General features: G+C 64.0%; 14 protein-coding genes, 1 tRNA gene and 1 pseudogene. 7 read left to right on the forward strand and 9 right to left on the reverse strand.

The genetic code is table 11. From position 1 onward, the window contains the following. Positions 1-62 precede the first annotated feature (62 nt). Positions 63-554: an SRPBCC family protein gene (locus tag QBK88_RS22075; protein ID WP_277963712.1), complete on the forward strand. Its 492-nt coding sequence runs from the start codon at positions 63-65 to the stop codon at positions 552-554. Here the strand turns inward: QBK88_RS22075 and QBK88_RS22080 are convergent. The 3 genes from QBK88_RS22080 to QBK88_RS22090 form a co-directional block, all read right to left on the reverse strand. After that, positions 539-1,726: a GAF domain-containing sensor histidine kinase gene (locus QBK88_RS22080; protein WP_277963713.1), complete on the reverse strand. Its 1,188-nt coding sequence runs from the start codon at positions 1,724-1,726 to the stop codon at positions 539-541. The genes QBK88_RS22075 and QBK88_RS22080 overlap by 16 nt on opposite strands. Before the next feature lie 111 nt (positions 1,727-1,837). Beyond that, positions 1,838-4,402, reverse strand: coding sequence for an EAL domain-containing protein (locus tag QBK88_RS22085; RefSeq protein WP_277963714.1), 2,565 nt, complete (start codon positions 4,400-4,402; stop codon positions 1,838-1,840). Positions 4,403-4,522: 120 nt separating this feature from the next. Next, positions 4,523-5,581 (reverse strand): diguanylate cyclase, encoded by a 1,059-nt coding sequence (locus QBK88_RS22090; protein WP_277963715.1) that lies wholly within the window; start codon positions 5,579-5,581, stop codon positions 4,523-4,525. A 269-nt stretch (positions 5,582-5,850) separates the two neighbouring features. Here QBK88_RS22090 and QBK88_RS22095 point away from each other — a divergent pair, with 269 nt between their 5' ends. Beyond that, on the forward strand, positions 5,851-6,924 hold the full coding sequence (locus QBK88_RS22095) for an MBL fold metallo-hydrolase (RefSeq protein WP_277963716.1): 1,074 nt from the start codon (positions 5,851-5,853) through the stop codon (positions 6,922-6,924). Here the strand turns inward: QBK88_RS22095 and QBK88_RS22100 are convergent. Next, positions 6,921-7,778: a formate/nitrite transporter family protein gene (locus tag QBK88_RS22100; protein WP_277963717.1), complete on the reverse strand. Its 858-nt coding sequence runs from the start codon at positions 7,776-7,778 to the stop codon at positions 6,921-6,923. The two genes, QBK88_RS22095 and QBK88_RS22100, sit on opposite strands and share 4 nt — an antisense overlap. 72 nt (positions 7,779-7,850) lie before the next feature. Next, a complete protein-coding gene (locus QBK88_RS22105; protein ID WP_277963718.1) occupies positions 7,851-8,726 on the reverse strand; it encodes an alpha/beta fold hydrolase in 876 nt (291 codons plus the stop codon). 88 nt (positions 8,727-8,814) lie between these two features. Here QBK88_RS22105 and QBK88_RS22110 point away from each other — a divergent pair, with 88 nt between their 5' ends. Beyond that, entirely contained in the window at positions 8,815-9,804 is a 990-nt protein-coding gene (locus QBK88_RS22110) for a diaminopimelate epimerase (protein ID WP_277963719.1), read from the forward strand. 30 nt (positions 9,805-9,834) lie between these two features. Next, the gene (locus QBK88_RS22115) at positions 9,835-11,013 is read left to right on the forward strand and encodes a hypothetical protein (protein ID WP_277963720.1); all 1,179 of its coding nucleotides are present in this window, start codon (positions 9,835-9,837) and stop codon (positions 11,011-11,013) included. Between the two features lie 128 nt (positions 11,014-11,141). Here the strand turns inward: QBK88_RS22115 and QBK88_RS22120 are convergent, their stop codons facing one another. Continuing rightward, positions 11,142-12,815 carry a HAMP domain-containing methyl-accepting chemotaxis protein gene (locus tag QBK88_RS22120; protein WP_277963721.1) on the reverse strand — a complete coding sequence of 558 codons (1,674 nt, stop codon included), beginning with the start codon at positions 12,813-12,815 and terminating at the stop codon, positions 11,142-11,144. A 212-nt stretch (positions 12,816-13,027) separates the two neighbouring features. Between QBK88_RS22120 and QBK88_RS22125 the strand changes: the two genes are divergently transcribed. Beyond that, positions 13,028-13,684: a UPF0149 family protein gene (locus QBK88_RS22125; protein ID WP_277963722.1), complete on the forward strand. Its 657-nt coding sequence runs from the start codon at positions 13,028-13,030 to the stop codon at positions 13,682-13,684. Positions 13,685-13,722: 38 nt separating this feature from the next. Here the strand turns inward: QBK88_RS22125 and QBK88_RS22130 are convergent, their stop codons facing one another. After that, positions 13,723-14,322 (reverse strand): hypothetical protein, encoded by a 600-nt coding sequence (locus QBK88_RS22130; protein ID WP_277963723.1) that lies wholly within the window; start codon positions 14,320-14,322, stop codon positions 13,723-13,725. A 94-nt stretch (positions 14,323-14,416) separates the two neighbouring features. Next, complete coding sequence (locus QBK88_RS22135; protein ID WP_277963724.1) at positions 14,417-14,668, reverse strand: hypothetical protein; 252 nt, start codon at positions 14,666-14,668, stop codon at positions 14,417-14,419. A gap of 122 nt (positions 14,669-14,790) precedes the next feature. Between QBK88_RS22135 and QBK88_RS22140 the strand changes: the two genes are divergently transcribed. Continuing rightward, positions 14,791-14,867 (forward strand) — tRNA-Val (locus QBK88_RS22140). A 116-nt stretch (positions 14,868-14,983) separates the two neighbouring features. Then, entirely contained in the window at positions 14,984-15,646 is a 663-nt protein-coding gene (locus tag QBK88_RS22145) for a UPF0149 family protein (protein ID WP_277963725.1), read from the forward strand. A gap of 792 nt (positions 15,647-16,438) precedes the next feature. On the opposite strand, the pseudogene QBK88_RS22150 reads toward QBK88_RS22145, so the two are convergent. Beyond that, a pseudogene (locus QBK88_RS22150) lies at positions 16,439-16,693 on the reverse strand (hypothetical protein); the annotation flags it as partial.

The following is a 16,693-nucleotide window of genomic DNA, read 5'->3' on the forward strand; positions in this document are numbered from 1 at the left end:
GGGTTTGCCGCCATAGTGGGGCGTTGCGCCGTGCCAGGGCGCCCTGGAAGGAGAACAACAACATGAGCCTTCACCCCCTCGTCACGCCACCTGGCGACTTCGAGCTGTCCATTACCCGCCTGATCGATGCGCCAGTCCGCGAAGTGTTTCGCTGCTGGGTCGACCCGCAGTTGCTGTGCCAATGGTGGGGCCCCCATGGCATGACCACCCCGGAATGCGAAATGCAGCTATGGGTGGGTGGATTGTTCCGCACGTTGATGCGCGCGCCCGATGGCAGCGAATACCCAAGCCAGGGAGTGTTTCTGGATATTCAGGCACCGCATCGCATCGTCTTCACCGATGCCTTCGGCCCGGGCTGGGTGCCCTCAGCGCGGGCCTTCATGACCGCGGTCATCACCTTTGAGGATATCGACGGCAAGACCCGCTACACCGCCCGTGCCTTGCACTGGAATGCTGCCGACCGCCAGGCCCATGAAGACATGGGCTTTCACGAGGGCTGGGGGCAGAGCCTGGACCGCCTGATCACTGTGGTTCAGGCTCAGTCGGCTGGCTGAAGCGGCAGGCGCAAGGTAAACAGCGTGCCGGCGTCGTGGCTGGACAGCACTTCCATGTGCCCGCCGTGCGCCAGGGCGATCTGATTGGCGATATACAGGCCCAGGCCCAGGCCACTCTGTGGCGAGTCGATGCCCCGGCGGGAGAACGGTTGGAACAGCTGCGCCTGCACGGCGGCTTCGATGGGGTTGCCCTGGTTGTGCACCCCCAGCACGAACACGCCGTCCTGGATATCGGCGCTGACCTCCACCGAGCCTTCCACGGCGCCGTGATGGATAGCGTTGGCCACCAGGTTGGACAGCAGTTGGGCGATGCGCTCCGGGTCGCAACTGATGCCCTGCACATTGCCGATGCGCACATGAATGCGCCGCGAGGGGTGCGCCCCGTGTATTTCACTGACCACATGGGTCAAGGTCTCGCTCAGGTCCGACACGCGTTGCAGGTTCAGCGTGATGCCGCTGCCCAGCCGGCCACGAGCGAAGTCCAGCACATCCTCCACCAGTTGCGCGGCGCGGCGGCCGGCGGTGAGGATGTGCTGGATGATGCCGCGGCTCTTGTCGTCCGGGGCCTTGCGCAACAGCAGCTCGGCACCGGCGCTGATGGCGAACAGCGGGTTGCGCAGGTCATGGCCCAGCACGGCGATGAACTGCTCGCGCAGCTCGGCGATGGCCCGCTCCTGGGTCAGGGCGGCTTCGGTACGCTGGTGGTTTTCCTCGGCTTCGAGCTGGATGGCCAATACCCGGGCGAAGGATTCCATCATCGCCTGGATGGGGCTTTGCTTGAGCTCGGCGGGGTTGGGGTCGAGGGCGCAGATAGTGCCGAAAAAGCTGCCGTCGGTACGGAATACCGGCACCGAGATATAACTTTCGAACTGGTACATGCGCGGGGTGTGGTGGTCGTGGTACAGCGCATCCTCGCTGGCCTTGTCGATGACGATGGTCCGGTGGTTGTCGCGGATTTCATCGCACAAGGTGCTGGTCAGGTCCAGTTCGCCGCCCACCCCCAGCCCGAACCCCAGGTTGTCCAGCACGGCGCACGCTGTCCAGCTGCTGTCAGTGACCCGGGCCACTGCGGCGAAGCGCATGCCGGTGGTCTCGCAGATCACCTGCAGGATGGCGGGTACGGCGTTGATGCGACCGATAGTGGCAATATCGGTGGCAATGGTAGTCCCCATGGTGGTCCTGTTGCTGGCGTGGCAGAGTGGGCAAGAGCGGAATTTCCCAAAGTCTAGCGGCCAAGTCGAGCAGTAAATGAAAAAACTTGCCGGTGGTACCCGGTATGGCCGTCAAGGCAGGACCAGCGCCGGCGCGGGGAGGGGGGCGCCCAGCAGGCGGGTCAGGGCATGGCGGTCGATGGGCGGGCTCATGAAGAAGCCTTGCACCTCGTGGCAGTGGTCGCGGCTCAGGGTGCGCAGTTGTTCGGCGGTCTCCACCCCTTCGGCGGTCACGGTCAGGCCCATGGCGTTGCCCAGGCTGATGATGGCCTGCACCACGGCGCGGTCACTGTCGGTGCTTTCCAGGGCGGCAATGAAGCGCTTGTCTATCTTCAGGCTGTCGAAGGGGTAGGCGCGCAGGTAGCCCAGCGATGAATAGCCGGTGCCGAAGTCATCCATGTTCAATTTGACCCCCAGCTCCTTGAGCGCCGTCAGCGTGCCCAGTGCGTGCTCGATGTCGTTGAGCATCACGTTTTCAGTAACCTCCAGTTCCAGGCGTTGGGCCGGCAGGCGGGTTTGCACCAGCACATCGCGCACGTCGCGCACTACGTCACTGCCGGCGAACTGCGCCGGTGACAGGTTGACCGACACCACCAGCGCCGTCGGCCACTGAAACGCTGCTTCACAGGCCTCGCGCAGCACCCAGCGGCCCAGGGGCACGATCAGCCCGGTCTGCTCGGCCAACGGGATGAAGGTATCCGGGCCGAGCAGCCCGTGAATAGGGTGCTGCCAGCGTACCAGCGCTTCCACCGAGACAATTTCCATCCCGTCCACGCGGTAGCGGGGCTGGTAATGCAGCACGAACTCCTGCTGCTTGATGGCCAGGCGCAGGTCCTGCTCCAATTGCAGCCGCTGTTGCACCTGTTCATGCATCTGGGCGCTGAAATAACGCCAGGTGTTCTTGCCGGCTGCCTTGGCCTGGTACAGGGCGATGTCAGCGCAGCGCAGCAGCTCACCCGGGTCCAGGCCCTGGTGGTTTGACTGGGCAATGCCCAGGCTGGCCCCCACGTGCAGCGCCTGGCCCAGATAGGCAATGGGCTGGTGCAGGTGCTCGATCAGCCGTGCGCAGAAGCGGTCTGTTTCCTGCTGGCTGGCCAGGCCGCACAGGACCAGGGCGAACTCGTCGCTGCCCAGGCGGGCCACCAGGTCCTTGCCGCGCGTGGACGCGCGCAGGCGCTCGGCGATTTCCAGCAGCACGGCGTCACCCGCGGGTTGGCCCAAGGCATCGTTGATGGGTTTGAAGCTGTCCAGGTCCAGCACGATCACGGTGATCACGGGTGGCTTGGCCTGTTGGCGCAACGGCTCGAAGAAATGCAGCAGTTGGTTGCGGTTGGCGAGGCCGGTGAGTGGGTCGTGCAGCGACAGGTGCTGGATCTGCGCGTACGCTGCTACTTCGTCGGTCACGTCGCTGGCGGTGCCGCGGTAGCCCGCCACCTTGTCGTCGCTGATGATCGGCCGCGCCGACACCCGGCAGTAACGCAACTGCCCGCCCTGGTCGCGATACGCGCAGCGCAGGCTGGTAGCCGAGGCATGGCGGCTGAGGCTTTGCAGCCAGGCCTGCAAGGGCATGGTTTCGCATTGCAGCAACTGGTCGATGCAGCAATGCATCCAGTCCTGGCTGGTGTACCCGGTGACCACGGCGAAACGCCCCGACAGGTAATTGAGCCGGCAATGCGCATCCGTTTCCCAGATCCAGTCCGACGCCGCCTCGGCCACAGCCCGAAAGCGCTCCTCGCTGGCTTCCAGGGCGCGGTTGCTCTGGTGCAGTTTGCGGTAGCTGTCATCGATCTGTCGTGCGGTGCGCAGGGTGAAGCGAAAAAACCACGCCATCAGCATGGCCAGCACCACGAAGGCCAGCCCCAGGGTGGGCAGCACCCGCCACAGCAACTGGTTGCCCGGCCGCGAGGGTGTCCAGGTCAGGTCGTAGCCGGTGTCCCCCAACGCCAAGCGTGGCTGGTCGGCTGCTCCGGTGGCCCGGCTCTGGATGGTCAGGTTCTGAAGGTCATAGGCCAGGCCCATGGCTTGCAACTTGGCCGGTGTCAGCGCGTCGATGAACAGCAACACCGACGTGTCGGCGGGGGCGGGTTGGGCGCTGTCGTCATCGGGCAGGATCGGCGATGCGCTGGCCAGTGCCGGCCAGCCATTGAACAGCACCACGCTGCTGACCGGCTGCGCACCGGCCATGGCCGCCTGGGCAGCCTGGATCAGCGGCCGCAACGGGGTGGCGATGAAGTCGCCGACATCGGCGTTGCTCAACTCGCCCAGATACAGGCTGTACTTGGTGCCATGGCTGTCCACCACGAACACCCCTTCATAGCCGCCCTGGCTGTAAAGGGCAGGGCCCAGGTTGCGCTGGGTATACAGCCATTGCCGGTCGATGGCGCCGTTGAGGTGCTGGAAGGCCGTGTTCCAGACCCCGTAGCTGCTGACTTGGCTGGCGGAAGCCGCCTGGCGGCTGTCCAGTGCCCGCTGCGCGTACACCACCGTCTTGTGCTGCTGATCGGCGTTGAGGTCGTCGGCGATGCGTACCAGCATCACCATGGCGCCCACCAGCGTCAGGGCGAACAGCGCTGCCAGCACGCCAAGCAGCCTGCGGGTGAACATGGGGTGGCGCGGCACAGCGACGGTGAGATCCATTTGATCAGGCGCTTCCTTGAGGCACATGCCATGGGCGGAAGGGCGCACAGCACGAAGACGTCCTGATCTATAGAAGCAGCTGGATCCAGAATTGTTCTAACCGGCCGTCCGAAACTTGTTTCAGGTGAGCAACAGGTTATCGGCCACGCAGACACTGACCCGGTTGCGCCCGGTGTTCTTGGCCACATACAAGGCCTTGTCCGCCTCCTCTAGCCAGGCGGCGGAGTCGCCCAGCTCCAGCCGGCAGGCGGCCAGGCCAATGCTCAGGGTCACCCGCAATCCGTGGGCCTGCGGGTGGTGGTAGTTGCCGAATATCAGGCGCACGCGCTCCATCACGTCGCAAGACTGGGCCATGGACAAGCCCGGCAGGATCACGCAGAACTCGTCGCCGCCATAACGTCCGGCCAGGTCGGTGTCACGCAGGTTGCGGCCCAGCTGAACGCTCAAATGGCGCAGCACCTCATCACCGATCAGATGCCCGAAGGTGTCGTTGATTTCCTTGAAATGGTCGATATCGATCAACGCCAGCACCGCCTGGCTGTGTTCGTGCTGGCAGGTGCGAAACTTGCGGTTCAGGGCATCTTTCCAGGCCCCGTGGTTGAGCAGCCCGGTGAGGCTGTCGGTGCGGCTCAGGGCGCTGAGGGTGCGCTTGTGCTCCGAGAGCTGAATGGCCAGCCGGTAGCACACCCAGCCCACGGCCAGGGGGTAGAGGGTCAGCATCGGCAGGCACGCCACTACCTGCGCGGGCGTGGACTGCGGCGCCCAGCCGAGACCGAACAGGGTGATGGCCGTGAGCATGCCCAGCAACTGCGCCGCCAGGCCCTGGCGCAGCAGGCGCCAGCCACCACCGGCGACGTTGTTCATGGTGACCATGGACAGCAACGTGACCGTGGGCAAAGGGTTGAAATGCAGAACCGCGACCCAAAATCCACAGAACAGCGAGTCGCACAACAAGTTGCGGCGCTCGGCCTGGAAGGGCTCTTTGGCGCGGCGTGCCAGTTGATAAGCAATGTGAGGCCACACCAGCCCGTTGAGCGCCAGCAGCCCCAGCAACCCACCGGGTGGCGCCAAGGGGTAAACCCCTGCCAGCACGCTGATCAGGCACAGGGCCGTGCCCAGTACCCGGGGGCCATAAATACGTTTGGCAAATGACAATCCTTTGCCGGTGCGGTTTTCCATAATGTCGAATTACCAGGCCGTCAGCAGCCGTTTTCTTATACAAGGGTGGTGATTTGTAGAGAGCCCGCGGTTTATCGCATAAATAGTGTGGAGATTGGCAGTGGCCTTGCAAGCCATTTCAGCGGTAATTCGACCCGCAGCGTGTGGGAGACATGCCTTGTCATACCTAGGGGCTTTCCTCATGCAGGGGTAGGGGTATTCTCTAGTCGCTGCGGACAACTGAAAGGGACGGTTCGACGACCGTCCATTTTCCGGGAGTACAGGTCATCATGGGTCAAACGTCATTGAATAGCAGCGAAATAGTGGCACCACCGCAACCCGAGGGTTCTCGGCAGGTGGATGGGCAGTTTCGCAACGGCACTGTGCTGCCCCGCGACGGCTTCCTGAAGAAGCTGCGCATCGGCGTCAAATACCTGTTGCTGCGCAAGCCGGCGGGCACCCGGCCGCGGCAGGAAATACCTGTACGAAACCTGGACCGTGAACAGCTCGTGGCGGCCCCGGACGACAGCCTCTGGCGCCTGGGGCACTCGACCTTGCTGCTGAAATTGCGCGGGCGTTTCTTCCTTACCGACCCGGTGTTTTCCGAACGCGCTTCGCCGGTGCAGTGGGCCGGGCCCCGGCGCTTCCACCCACCACCGCTGAGCATCGAGCAGTTGCCGCCGATCACCGCGGTCATCCTCTCCCATGACCACTACGACCACCTGGACGAAAGCGCCATTCGCCAGTTGGCCGAGAAGACCGAGTGCTTCCTGACCACGCTGGGGGTGGGCGAGCGGTTGATCGGTTGGGGCATTCCTGCCGCCAAGGTGCGGCAACTGGACTGGTGGCAGGAAACCGAAGTGGCCGGCACGCGGTTCGTCGCCACCCCTGCGCAGCACTTTTCGGGGCGCAGCCTGTTGGACAGCAACAGCACCCTGTGGGCGTCCTGGGTGATCATCGAGCCGCACCTGCGGGTGTTTTTCAGTGGCGACTCGGGCTATTTCGATGGTTTCGCGCAAATTGGCGAACGCTATGGGCCGTTCGACCTGACGTTGATGGAAACAGGCGCCTACAACGTGCGCTGGCCCAGCGTGCACATGCAGCCAGAAGAAAGCCTGCAGGCGCACCTGGACGTCAAAGGCCGCTGGTTATTGCCTATCCATAACGGCACCTTCGACCTGTCCTCACACAATTGGGAAGAGCCCTTCCAGCGCATCGTTGCGCTGGCCCAGGCGCGCGGGGTGCCGGTAAGCACGCCGCAGATGGGCGAGCGGCTCAACCTGCGTGCCCCGCAAGCCGGGGTGCCGTGGTGGGAAGACGGCACTGTGGGCGAGCAGGTCAGCCCCGTGGCATCGGGCGGCTAGGCTTTTTTCTGCGCATCGGGTGGCGGGGTGCCGCTGTCGCTGCGGATCTGCGCATGGCTGATCAGGGCGAAGATGAAACTGCCGCCAATGATATTGCCGGCCAGGGTCGGCCCCGCGAAGGTCACCAGGAAGTCTTTCCAGCCCAGCTCACCGGCCCACACCAGGTAGGACACTTCCGCCGAGCCGACGACGATGTGGGTGAAATCCCCTAGGGCCATCAGGTAAGTGATCAGGATGATGATCCACATCTTGGCGTTTTCCTGGGAGGGGATCATCCACACCATGGTGGCGATCATCCACCCCGAGACAATGCCTTTGGCGAACATTTGCGAGGCATCATTTTCCATGACCTTGCGGCCGATCTCGAGAAAGGCGGCGTCGGTCTTGGGGTCGAAGATGGGCAAGTGCAGCATCACGTAGGACACCAGCAGCACCCCCACCAGGTTGCCCGCCAGCACGACCGCCCATAAGCGCAGCAAGCGGCCGGCATTGGCCAGGGTGGGGTGGCTCATCAGGGGTAGCACGGCGGTCAGGGTGTTCTCGGTGAACAGTTGCTGGCGCGCCAGGATCACGGCCAGGAACCCCGCCGAATAGCCCAGGCTGGCGATCACCTTGCTGGCTTCGGTGTCGGGCAGGCGCGAGTTGAACAGCCCCATGGCCATTAGCGACAGGCCCATGGTCAAGCCGGCCGCCAACGCGGACCACCACAGGGCGGCGACGTTGCGCTCCAGCTCGTGATCGCCTTGGGCGCGGATGATTTCGTGCAGCACCGCAGCGCGTGGTGGCTGGTTTTTCTGGACTTCCTGTTGCTCGTCGGCCGACAGGCCTGGGGTCTTGCCTTGCTGGTTGTCCATCGTGCTCCCGGAGGCTTCAAGGTAACGGCAAATGCCTATACCCACTGACCCCGCGCCCCCGGGTTAGTTGCTTTAGCCCGCGCCCTGCGTGGCGTTCAGGCCGAACAGTTGGTGCAGGGCGCGAGCATAGTCGGCGCTGCCCAGGGTCATGCTGTTCAGGTGGGTGCCACCGGGTACCAGCAGCAGTTGCTTGGGGCTGTTGGCGGCGTCGTACAACGCCTGGCTGAAGCGCGATGGCACGTACCGGTCGTCGGTGCCATGGACGATCAGCACTGGCATGCCGATGGCACCGATCTTGTCGATGGAGTCGTATTTTTCCGACATGATCCAGCGCACCGGCAGCGAGGTGTGAATGACCGCGGCGGCGGCATCGCCCAGGTCCGTGAAGGTGGACTCGATGATCAGGCCAGCGGCGGCCGGTTCATCGTTTTTGGCAATACGCTGGGCCAGGTCCACGGCGATGGCACCGCCCAGGGAATGGCCGTAGATAAAGCGCTTCTGCGCCATGGGTTGCAACTGCACCAGGCGCTGCCAGGCCACCTGGGCATCCTGATAAACGCTGTTTTCCGAGGGCAGGTCGCCGGGGCTGTCACCGAAGCCGCGGTAGTCGATGGCCAGCACCGAGAAGCCCATGTTGCGCAGCTCGGTGATGCGCCGCACCTGGGCGGTAAGGTTCCAGCGCGTGCCGTGCAGGTACAGCAAGGTAGGGGCGTCCTTCCTTGCCGCAGGCCACCACCAGGCATGCAGGAACTGCGAGCCCTCCAGGGGAATGTTCATTTGCTGAACGCCGGCCGGCAGGCCGCCGTACCAGCTGGCGATGCCTGGCTGGATGCTGTACAGCAATTCGCGCTCTTTGTAGGCCAGCCGCGAGCAGCCATAGGGCAGGGCGGCGATTATCAGTACCAGCAGGGCAAGGGAGCGCCAGCGGCGACGGATCAACTCGGGCATACGGGCTCCTGGGTAAAGAGGGCGGTGTACTCACGGGAAGTAATTCCCGGTAATGTCGCAGTATTTTCAATCATTGCGAGGCACTTCCATGTTGTACGACGCGCGGGGCAATCGTTATGTGGTGTGTTCGCCCGAGTTGCTCCGCAGCCTGGGCATCGGCATTGCCGGCGAGGCGGCACAAGCCGGCCGGGAGCGGGCAACCTGGGCTGACGCCGCCATTGCAGCGCTGTGCCATTGGCCGGCGGGGGCGCAACCGGTGGGGGCCAAGGCTCACTGCAGCGATGGCCTGCTGGTGGGGCCATTCCAGGACACCGCACCGTTCGACCTGCTGATCGTCAACACTGACGGCACCTTGGCCGAACGCAGCGGCAATGGGCTGACCATTTTCGCACAATCACTGGTCGATCAGGGACGGGTGAAGGGGGAGCAAGGTTTCACCCTTAACGTGCACCATGACAAAACCGACGCCGTATCGCCAGTACCGGTCAGCGTCGAGCCTGCCTCGGCCGATGCGGTGCAGGGTTTCTGGCTCGACCTGGGTGCCCCGGCCTTCGGCCCGGCGGCGGTGGCTGCCGAGGGCGCTGAAGCCAGCCGCTTCAATGCCCGCGACACGTGGCGAGTGCCCAGCCTGGCGGCCGTGAACAGTGATTGGCAGCACAGCGTGTTCGTGCGCATCGGCAACCCCCACTGCGTGACGTGGTTGGACAACCCCGAAGCGCTGCCCAGCATGGCGCAGTTGCGTGCCCCCACGCTTGAACGGCCGCTCACGGCCATCGCCTATGCCCAGGGTGACCAGGGCCTGGGGCTGCCGTGCGTGGCGGGTATCAACCTGCAATGGGCTGCGCGCCTGGGCCCACAGCAACTGGCGGCGCGGGTGTTCGAACGGGGTGAGGGCCCGACCGAGTCGTCGGGCACCAGCGCCACCGCGGTGGCCTGCGCGGCCTGGCAGGTGGGCCTGGTTGCGGCCGGGCAGGTCAGCGTGCAGATGCCCGGTGGCACCGCGCCGCTGAAACTGCTGGAACAGGACGGGCGCCTGACCGGCGTACGGCTATTCGGCACCGCGCGGCTTGCGCCATAATCAGCGATCCGTCTTGCAAGGAAACGCTCCATGACTCATGGATGGCTACGCCCCGGTGTGTTGCTGTTGAGCCTGTTGGCCACGGCTGTTCACGCCGATGTGTACACCGGCACGCTCGGCTCGATGCCGATTGTGGTCGACCTGGACCTGACCAACCCCGAGCAGGTCAGCGGCCGTTATTTCTACGAGAAATACCACCGCGACCTGGCGCTGTCCGGCACCCTGGCCGATGACCAGCTGACCCTGAACGAAGGGCTGGACGACAACAGCGACACCCCACGCCCGCAACTGCAGCTCAAGGCGCGTGATGGTGGCTGGCAGGGCCAGTGGCAGAAGCCCGACGGCAAGCCCCTGAAGGTCGACCTCAAGCCCGCCCAGGTGCCCGACACACCGGCCGGCGCCGACCCGGTCTGGGTGCAACTGCACGACAACGCCCCCTATGATTTCCTGCGCTTGCTGCAATTGCCGTTGGTGAATGGCAAGCACGACACGTTCATGGGGTACCCGCTGCAATGGCACGGTGAACCCCAATCCAAGATCCAGCTGTTCGAAGTCGAGTCCGGCTACCCGGAGCCGCAACTGTCCCGGGTCAACCAGGCGTTGCGTTCGCGGTTGTGGAGCGAAGTGGTGAGTTACCACGAGTGCATGCTGGGCAGCACCCGTTTCGGCGAGGGTGAGTACGACCAGACCGTCACCCCCACGTTCCTGTCGCCAGCGGTGGTCAGCGTCAGCGTCTATACCAGTTACTACTGCGGTGGCGCCCACCCGGATTTCGGCGACGCGCCGATCAACTTCGACGTCGACCACGGCAAGCCGTTGTCGCTGGAAGATGTGCTGTGGGTGGGCGAGGGGGCGGCGTTCCACTATGACGACCGCGAGGGTGCGCAGCAGTCGGAAGAAGCCGACGTGGACTTCGACAAGTTTTCCACCTACCGCGACAAGGTCTTTGCGCCGTGGCTGGTGCAGCAGTTCCAGCGGCTGTATCCCGATGAGATGAAAAAGCCCGCGGACGAAAACGACTGCGACTACAGCGACCCGCAAGTGTGGAACTTCCCCACCTGGCACTTCACCGCCAAGGGCATCGCCTTCGGCCCCAGCTTCGCCCGCGCGGTGCGCATGTGCGAGGGCACGGAGTGGTCGGTGCTGCCTTACAGCGTCATCGCCCAGCACCCGGGCGGGGTGAAGCTGGCGTTGCCGCAGGGCGGTTGAACCGTCAAAGGATCACGCCCACAACAGCAATCTCCATGCAGGCGACCGCGTAGCATCGTTCGCCAGCAAGCTGTGCTCCATCGGGTTCATTTCCTCTGTGGCAGGCCCGATCCCAGCCTTCAGCCGGGTTACAGCGAAAACCGCGCCAACATGCCATCCAGCTCCGAGGCCAACCGCCCCAGTTCCTGGCTGGCGGTGCTGGTCTGCGCCGCACCGCTGGCGGTCTGCATCGACAGGTCACGAATGCGCACCAGGTTGCGGTCCACTTCGCGCGCCACCTGCGCCTGCTGTTCGGCGGCAGTGGCGATCACCTGGTTGCGCTCATCAATGCCCGCCACCGACCGGGAGATATTGCCCAGCACATCCTTGGTGACCTGCGCGCGCTCACGGGTTCGGCCCGCCTGCGCTGCGCTTTCGGCCAAGGCCTGAACGGTCTGCCCGGTACCCTGGTGAATGCCGGCCATCATCTGTTCGATTTCCCGGGTCGACGCGCCGGTGCGGTGCGCCAGGCCCCTTACCTCATCGGCCACCACCGCGAAGCCCCGGCCCGCTTCCCCGGCCCGGGCCGCTTCGATGGCAGCATTGAGCGCCAGCAGGTTGGTCTGGTCGGCAACGTTGCGGATCACTTCCAGCACCTTGCTGATGCCCAGGGTTTCGGTGGCCAACGCCTGGGCCCGCAGGCTGGCCTGTTCCACCTGGTCGGCCAGGGCGCCGATATCGGTCATGGTCTCGTCCAGTTGCTGCTGGCCTTCGCGCACCGCCGTGCTGGACGACCGGGACTCGCTGGAAGTTTCCACGGCGTTGCCCGCCACTTCCTCCACCGCCTGGCTCATCTGGGTCACGGCGGTGGCTGCCTGTTCGATTTCGTTGTATTGCTGCTGCAAACCTTCAGCGCTGTCATGCATGATCGCGCCCATTTCCTGGGTAGCCGAATTCAGCCGCCCCACCGCGCCGCCGATTTGCTGGATCACCGCGTGCAACTGGTCGCGCATGTGCCCGAGCATTTGCAGCAGTTGCGCCACTTCGTCCTGGCCATGGGCGACCACCGGTTGGCTGAGGTCGCCAGCGGCCACGGTCTTGGCCACCTGCAGCGCCTGGCGCAAGGGCCGGGTGATGCTCACGCTCAGGCGCCAGGCCTGCAACAGCATCAAGGCCAGGGCCACGCCCAGGGCGACGGGCAGCACCAGGCGTACCTGGGCGAACGTGCTGGCGGTATTTTCCAGGGCCTGGGCGCTGGTCTGTTTGTTCAGTTCACGCAGCAACTGCACCTGCATGTCCATCAAACTGCCCTGGTTGGCCAGGTCGTTGTTCGCCAGGTGGGTGGCCTCGCTGAGTTGCTTGTGCTCCACCAGGTCGATGGCTTGCTTGAACAGGCTGGCATATTGCTGGGACGCGTCCTGCAGCAATTTGATGGAGTCGTGCTCGGTGCCCTCCGGCACCTTGGCCAGGTACTGGGTGAAGCCCTGGTCCACTTCGCTGCTCAATTGCTGCAGGTTGATCCTGCGGTTCACCAGTTCGGCCGGGTCATTGGCGAACACCAGCAGCAGGGCTGCCTCGGTGCGCATCTTGGCCAGGTCCAGGGCGATGGCATCGGCCTGCGCGATGCTCGACAGCGGCCCTTGCTCGATCAGCTCGCCCTGATGGCGAATGTGCTGCATCACCCCCAGGCACAGGCCGCCCAGGGCGACCATCAGCACAGCACACAGGCCAAAGCTGGCCAGCAGGCGCTTGCCGATGCTCAAGCGGCGCAGCAAGGCAGGGCGGGTGGAGGGTTTGCGCAAGTGGGGGAAACGAAGGTTCACGGCGGCGGGCTCTGAATGAGAACTACGCGGACCTTGTACCAATGTTCCATGATGGCTTTATGACACTTCAGCGATTCGGTGAAATAAAAATCTGCATTCTCGCGAGCTTGCCGCCTTCAACCGTCATAATGCCCACCCTGATTGTGCCCATGGTCCTACATGGCGCGACAAATCGACTTACACTGTCAATTATCTCCCCACGGCCTTACTCCATGACTACTCCAAGCGCAGCCCCCCTGACCGACGCCCAATGGGATTTCCTCGAGTCAACGCTCGAGCAATACAAAAGCGACACTTCGGTGTGGAACACCTCGGAACTGGACGGCTACCTCACCGCCCTGGTGTCGGGGCCCAAGGTCATTGCGTTCGAAGAATGGTTCGAGGCGCTGTGGGGGGGCATGGAATTCATGCCAGCCTGGGACGAGCAGCAGTCGGACCGCTTCATCAGCCTGGTCATCCAGCACATGAACGAAATCGCCGGCAAGCTCATCGAGAACGCCGAAGAGTTCTCGCCCATCTTCATGGAAGACGAGCACGAAGACGGCCACTTCACCCTTAGCGTCGAAGACTGGTGCTTCGGCTACGAGCGCGGCGTGGTCATGGGTGATGGCTGGGAGGGCCTGCCGGAAAATGAGCAGGAACTGCTGGCCGGCATTCTGGTGCACACCTACGACGACGAGACCGAAGCAGAAACGATCGACCCGGAAGAGGCCGCAGACATGGTCTGCATCGGTGCCTTGAGGCTGCACGCCTACTGGTTGGCGCAGCGCACGCCGGGCGAGCCTGTTCGCGTGGGTGACAAGGTGGGCCGTAATGACCCCTGCCCATGCGGCAGCGGGAAGAAATTCAAGCAGTGCTGCCTGCATTGAGGGGGCAGGGCGCTGGGCGCAAGGAAGTGCGCGGTAGCCTATTTGCCCGCCGCGATCCTCTTCACTACCGCATCATGGCCCTTCTGATCATCCGCCCGTGAGATCACCTGCACGATGGTCATGCTGTTCCCCGACCCGGCAATAAAGGTTGCCTGCAAGGTCGGGCCGCCGCCCTGAGTGGCGGTGCTGTCGATTTCGCGCACGCCCAGGCCCTTGAGGGTGAACTCGCGCTCGCCGGTTTTCTTGAAGTCCGGCAAGCCAGCGCTCTGCTCTTTCACGAAGCCTTGCACCGCTGCATCGAGGAAGGCGGCGTCATAGTCGGTTACCGTTGCCTGGTTCGGGGTTGGCCCTTCGCTGGTCAGCACCACGCGTTTTTCCCTGGGGCTCTGATACATCGTGCCCATGGCGCCGCCGGTGCCTTTCTGATCGTCGCCGGCATCCATGCTGCTGGCGCTGTAGCCGGCTGGCAAGGTGAAGCCGAGCTTGCCGCCCAGCAAGGCAACCTTCGGCCCCTCAACCGCAGGCTTCTTCGCGGCAGCAGGGTGTTCGGTGGCGTGGCTGTGGGTTTGCGCCAGGGCCGGGGTGGCCAGCGCCAGGGCCGCGGCGATCAGCGCGGCGTGGGAAAGCGTGCGAAACATCTGAAACTCCTGGCCAGCCGCGCCTGAAAGGCCGGGCGCGGCGCAATGGGGCGCCAGCGTGCGACAAGTGTCGCGGCCGCGCAAGTGCGTCGCGTCAGGGGCAGAGATTTTCCTTGGCACAGTCAGCAGCCTTGCGCACCGCGGCACACCAGTCGTTGTCATTCTGCTGCCCGGCCGGCATGGCCGCGCACTTGGCGCGCGCCTCCTGCACCTTGGCGGCGTCCAGCTGGTGGTCAGCGCTGAGCAGCGTGCGGTAATCCACCTTGGGGGCGTCGGGGGCGGGCGAGCAGGCGCATAGCGCCAATAGGGTGGAGCAGAGGGCAAATCGTGCCTTTGCGGTGTTCACGGCGGGGGTCCCTGTTTCAGCATTCCGAGCCCACAGTGTAGCCGTGCACCGAAGCTGGGCACATTTTTGCGTACGTGTGTGTTGACAGCCACCGCCAAATCCGTAGAATGCCGCCCCACAGCAGGCACGTAGCTCAGTTGGTTAGAGCACCACCTTGACATGGTGGGGGTCGTTGGTTCGAGTCCAATCGCGCCTACCAAACAAAATCCGCTCTGCTGGGCGGTGAGAAAAGGGCGATCCGAAAGGGTCGCCCTTTTTTGTTGGCTACCGTTTCACCCTGATACCCTAGAACGCGTTACCTACAGGACACCCGCCATGGCCTACACCATCAGCAACGACCCCTTGACCCCCGAGCAGTTTGATTTCATCCAGGCTCAACTGGATGCCTTCGCGGTAGAGTCCGGCGTGCGCACGGTGTCGGAAATGGATGGTTTCTTCACCGCCGTGGTGTCCTACAAGGACGTGATCCCGTTCGACGCCTGGTACCTGTCGTTCTGGGGCGGCGGTGACCTGCCCAAGTGGAAGAGTGAAACCAACTATCAGCGCTTCTTCGATGCGCTCATCCAGCACCTGAACCAGGTGTCCATGCTGCTGGTAGACCACCCCGAGAACTACCACCCCATCTTCAACCAGAGCGAAGACGGCCAGGGGCTGGACTGCCTGGACTGGTGCGTGGGTTACCTGCGCGGCGCCACCACCCTGGTCAGCGGTTGGAGCCAGATGCCGGAAGCGCCCACCGCCGCGCTGAACTTCATCTTCAGCCAGCTGGATGCTGGCCAGGACGCGAGCAAGGTCCCTGCCGACCTGCCGGAAGCCCTGGCCAGCGCCGCCCGCGAACTGCACGCCTACTGGGCCGAGCAGCGCACCGACGACGAGCCGGAGTCGCAAACCATCCGTATCGAACAGAAAGTGGGCCGTAACGACCCTTGCCCGTGCGGCAGCGGCAAGAAGCACAAACAGTGCTGCGGCCGCGGATAGCCAAAGGCTTACACGCCGTGCCTGCGATCTCCTCTGTTGCTGCCCTGCTCGGCGCCGTAATCTAGCTACACAGGTGAAGCGCAGGAAGTGCTTCAGTCACGGAAGACAGGCCAGCACGGATGCGCTCCGACAGGATGTTGGAAGGCCACAAAGAACCCGCTTCGGCGGGTTTTTTATTGCCTGGCGCAAATGCCAGGCCGCCGCCGATGGCATGTTTACGTTTCCGATAGCCAAAGGCTTACACGTCGTGCCTGCGATCTCCTCTGTTGCTGCCCAGGCCGGCGACGTAATCTAGCTACACAGGTGAAGCGCAGGAAGTGCTTCAGTCACGGAAGACAGGCCAGCACGGATGCGCTCTGACAGGATGTTGGAAGGCCACAAAGAACCCGCTTCGGCGGGTTTTTTATTGCCTGTCGCAAATGCCAGGCCGCCGCCGATGGCATGTTTACGTTTCCGATAGCCGAAGGCTTACACGCCGTGCCTGCGATCTCCTCTGTTGCTGCCCAGGCCGGCGACGTAATCTAGCTACACAGGTGAAGCGCAGGAAGTGCTTCAGTCACGGAAGACAGGCCAGCACGGATGCGCTCCGACAGGATGTTGGAAGGCCACAAAAGAACCCGCTTCGGCGGGTTTTTTATTGCTTGGCGAAAGCCTGGCTGGCAGGGCTGGCACCTACCCTGTGGGACCGGGCGAAGCTCGGGAAGCCGACCCCGCCAAGGTAGCTGATGCTATGCGGCGTCTATCTCCCGACCTTCGCCGAGTTCGACAGGCTTGAAGCGCCCGTGGGCCCTGTCAGTTAATCCGCCCAGGCGGCGTGGCCGGTACCTGCTGCCAAGGTACGGTGCAGGTCCGTACGTTAGGGTAGTAAGCCTGGCTGGTGCGACAGTAGTACCAGTCCGAACTGGCCTGGGCTGGCGGCGGTGGCGCGGCCGAAGTCTGTACCGGCGCGGCCTGGTACACCGGGGCGGGTGGTGGCGCGTAGTAGTTGTACGCCGGGTAGTAATACGTCGTCGCCGGGTACGCCGGGTAGTAATAGGTGGTCCGCGG

Origin of the sequence: Pseudomonas sp. RIT-To-2, assembly GCF_029623465.1 — a bacterium.
GTDB lineage: Bacteria > Pseudomonadota > Gammaproteobacteria > Pseudomonadales > Pseudomonadaceae > Aquipseudomonas > Aquipseudomonas silvicola.

What these genes read in the sequence shown, in the direction of transcription:
- QBK88_RS22110 (WP_277963719.1), top strand. Translation starts at nt 8,815, where the DNA reads ATGTTGTACGACGCGCGGGGCAATCGTTATGTGGTGTGTTCGCCCGAG.
- QBK88_RS22130 (WP_277963723.1), bottom strand. Translation starts at nt 14,322, where the DNA reads ATGTTTCGCACGCTTTCCCACGCCGCGCTGATCGCCGCGGCCCTGGCG.
- QBK88_RS22095 (WP_277963716.1), top strand. Translation starts at nt 5,851, where the DNA reads ATGGGTCAAACGTCATTGAATAGCAGCGAAATAGTGGCACCACCGCAA.
- QBK88_RS22080 (WP_277963713.1), bottom strand. Translation starts at nt 1,726, where the DNA reads ATGGGGACTACCATTGCCACCGATATTGCCACTATCGGTCGCATCAAC.
- QBK88_RS22125 (WP_277963722.1), top strand. Translation starts at nt 13,028, where the DNA reads ATGACTACTCCAAGCGCAGCCCCCCTGACCGACGCCCAATGGGATTTC.
- QBK88_RS22075 (WP_277963712.1), top strand. Translation starts at nt 63, where the DNA reads ATGAGCCTTCACCCCCTCGTCACGCCACCTGGCGACTTCGAGCTGTCC.
- QBK88_RS22105 (WP_277963718.1), bottom strand. Translation starts at nt 8,726, where the DNA reads ATGCCCGAGTTGATCCGTCGCCGCTGGCGCTCCCTTGCCCTGCTGGTA.
- QBK88_RS22090 (WP_277963715.1), bottom strand. Translation starts at nt 5,581, where the DNA reads ATGGAAAACCGCACCGGCAAAGGATTGTCATTTGCCAAACGTATTTAT.
- QBK88_RS22145 (WP_277963725.1), top strand. Translation starts at nt 14,984, where the DNA reads ATGGCCTACACCATCAGCAACGACCCCTTGACCCCCGAGCAGTTTGAT.
- QBK88_RS22115 (WP_277963720.1), top strand. Translation starts at nt 9,835, where the DNA reads ATGACTCATGGATGGCTACGCCCCGGTGTGTTGCTGTTGAGCCTGTTG.
- QBK88_RS22085 (WP_277963714.1), bottom strand. Translation starts at nt 4,402, where the DNA reads ATGGATCTCACCGTCGCTGTGCCGCGCCACCCCATGTTCACCCGCAGG.
- QBK88_RS22100 (WP_277963717.1), bottom strand. Translation starts at nt 7,778, where the DNA reads ATGGACAACCAGCAAGGCAAGACCCCAGGCCTGTCGGCCGACGAGCAA.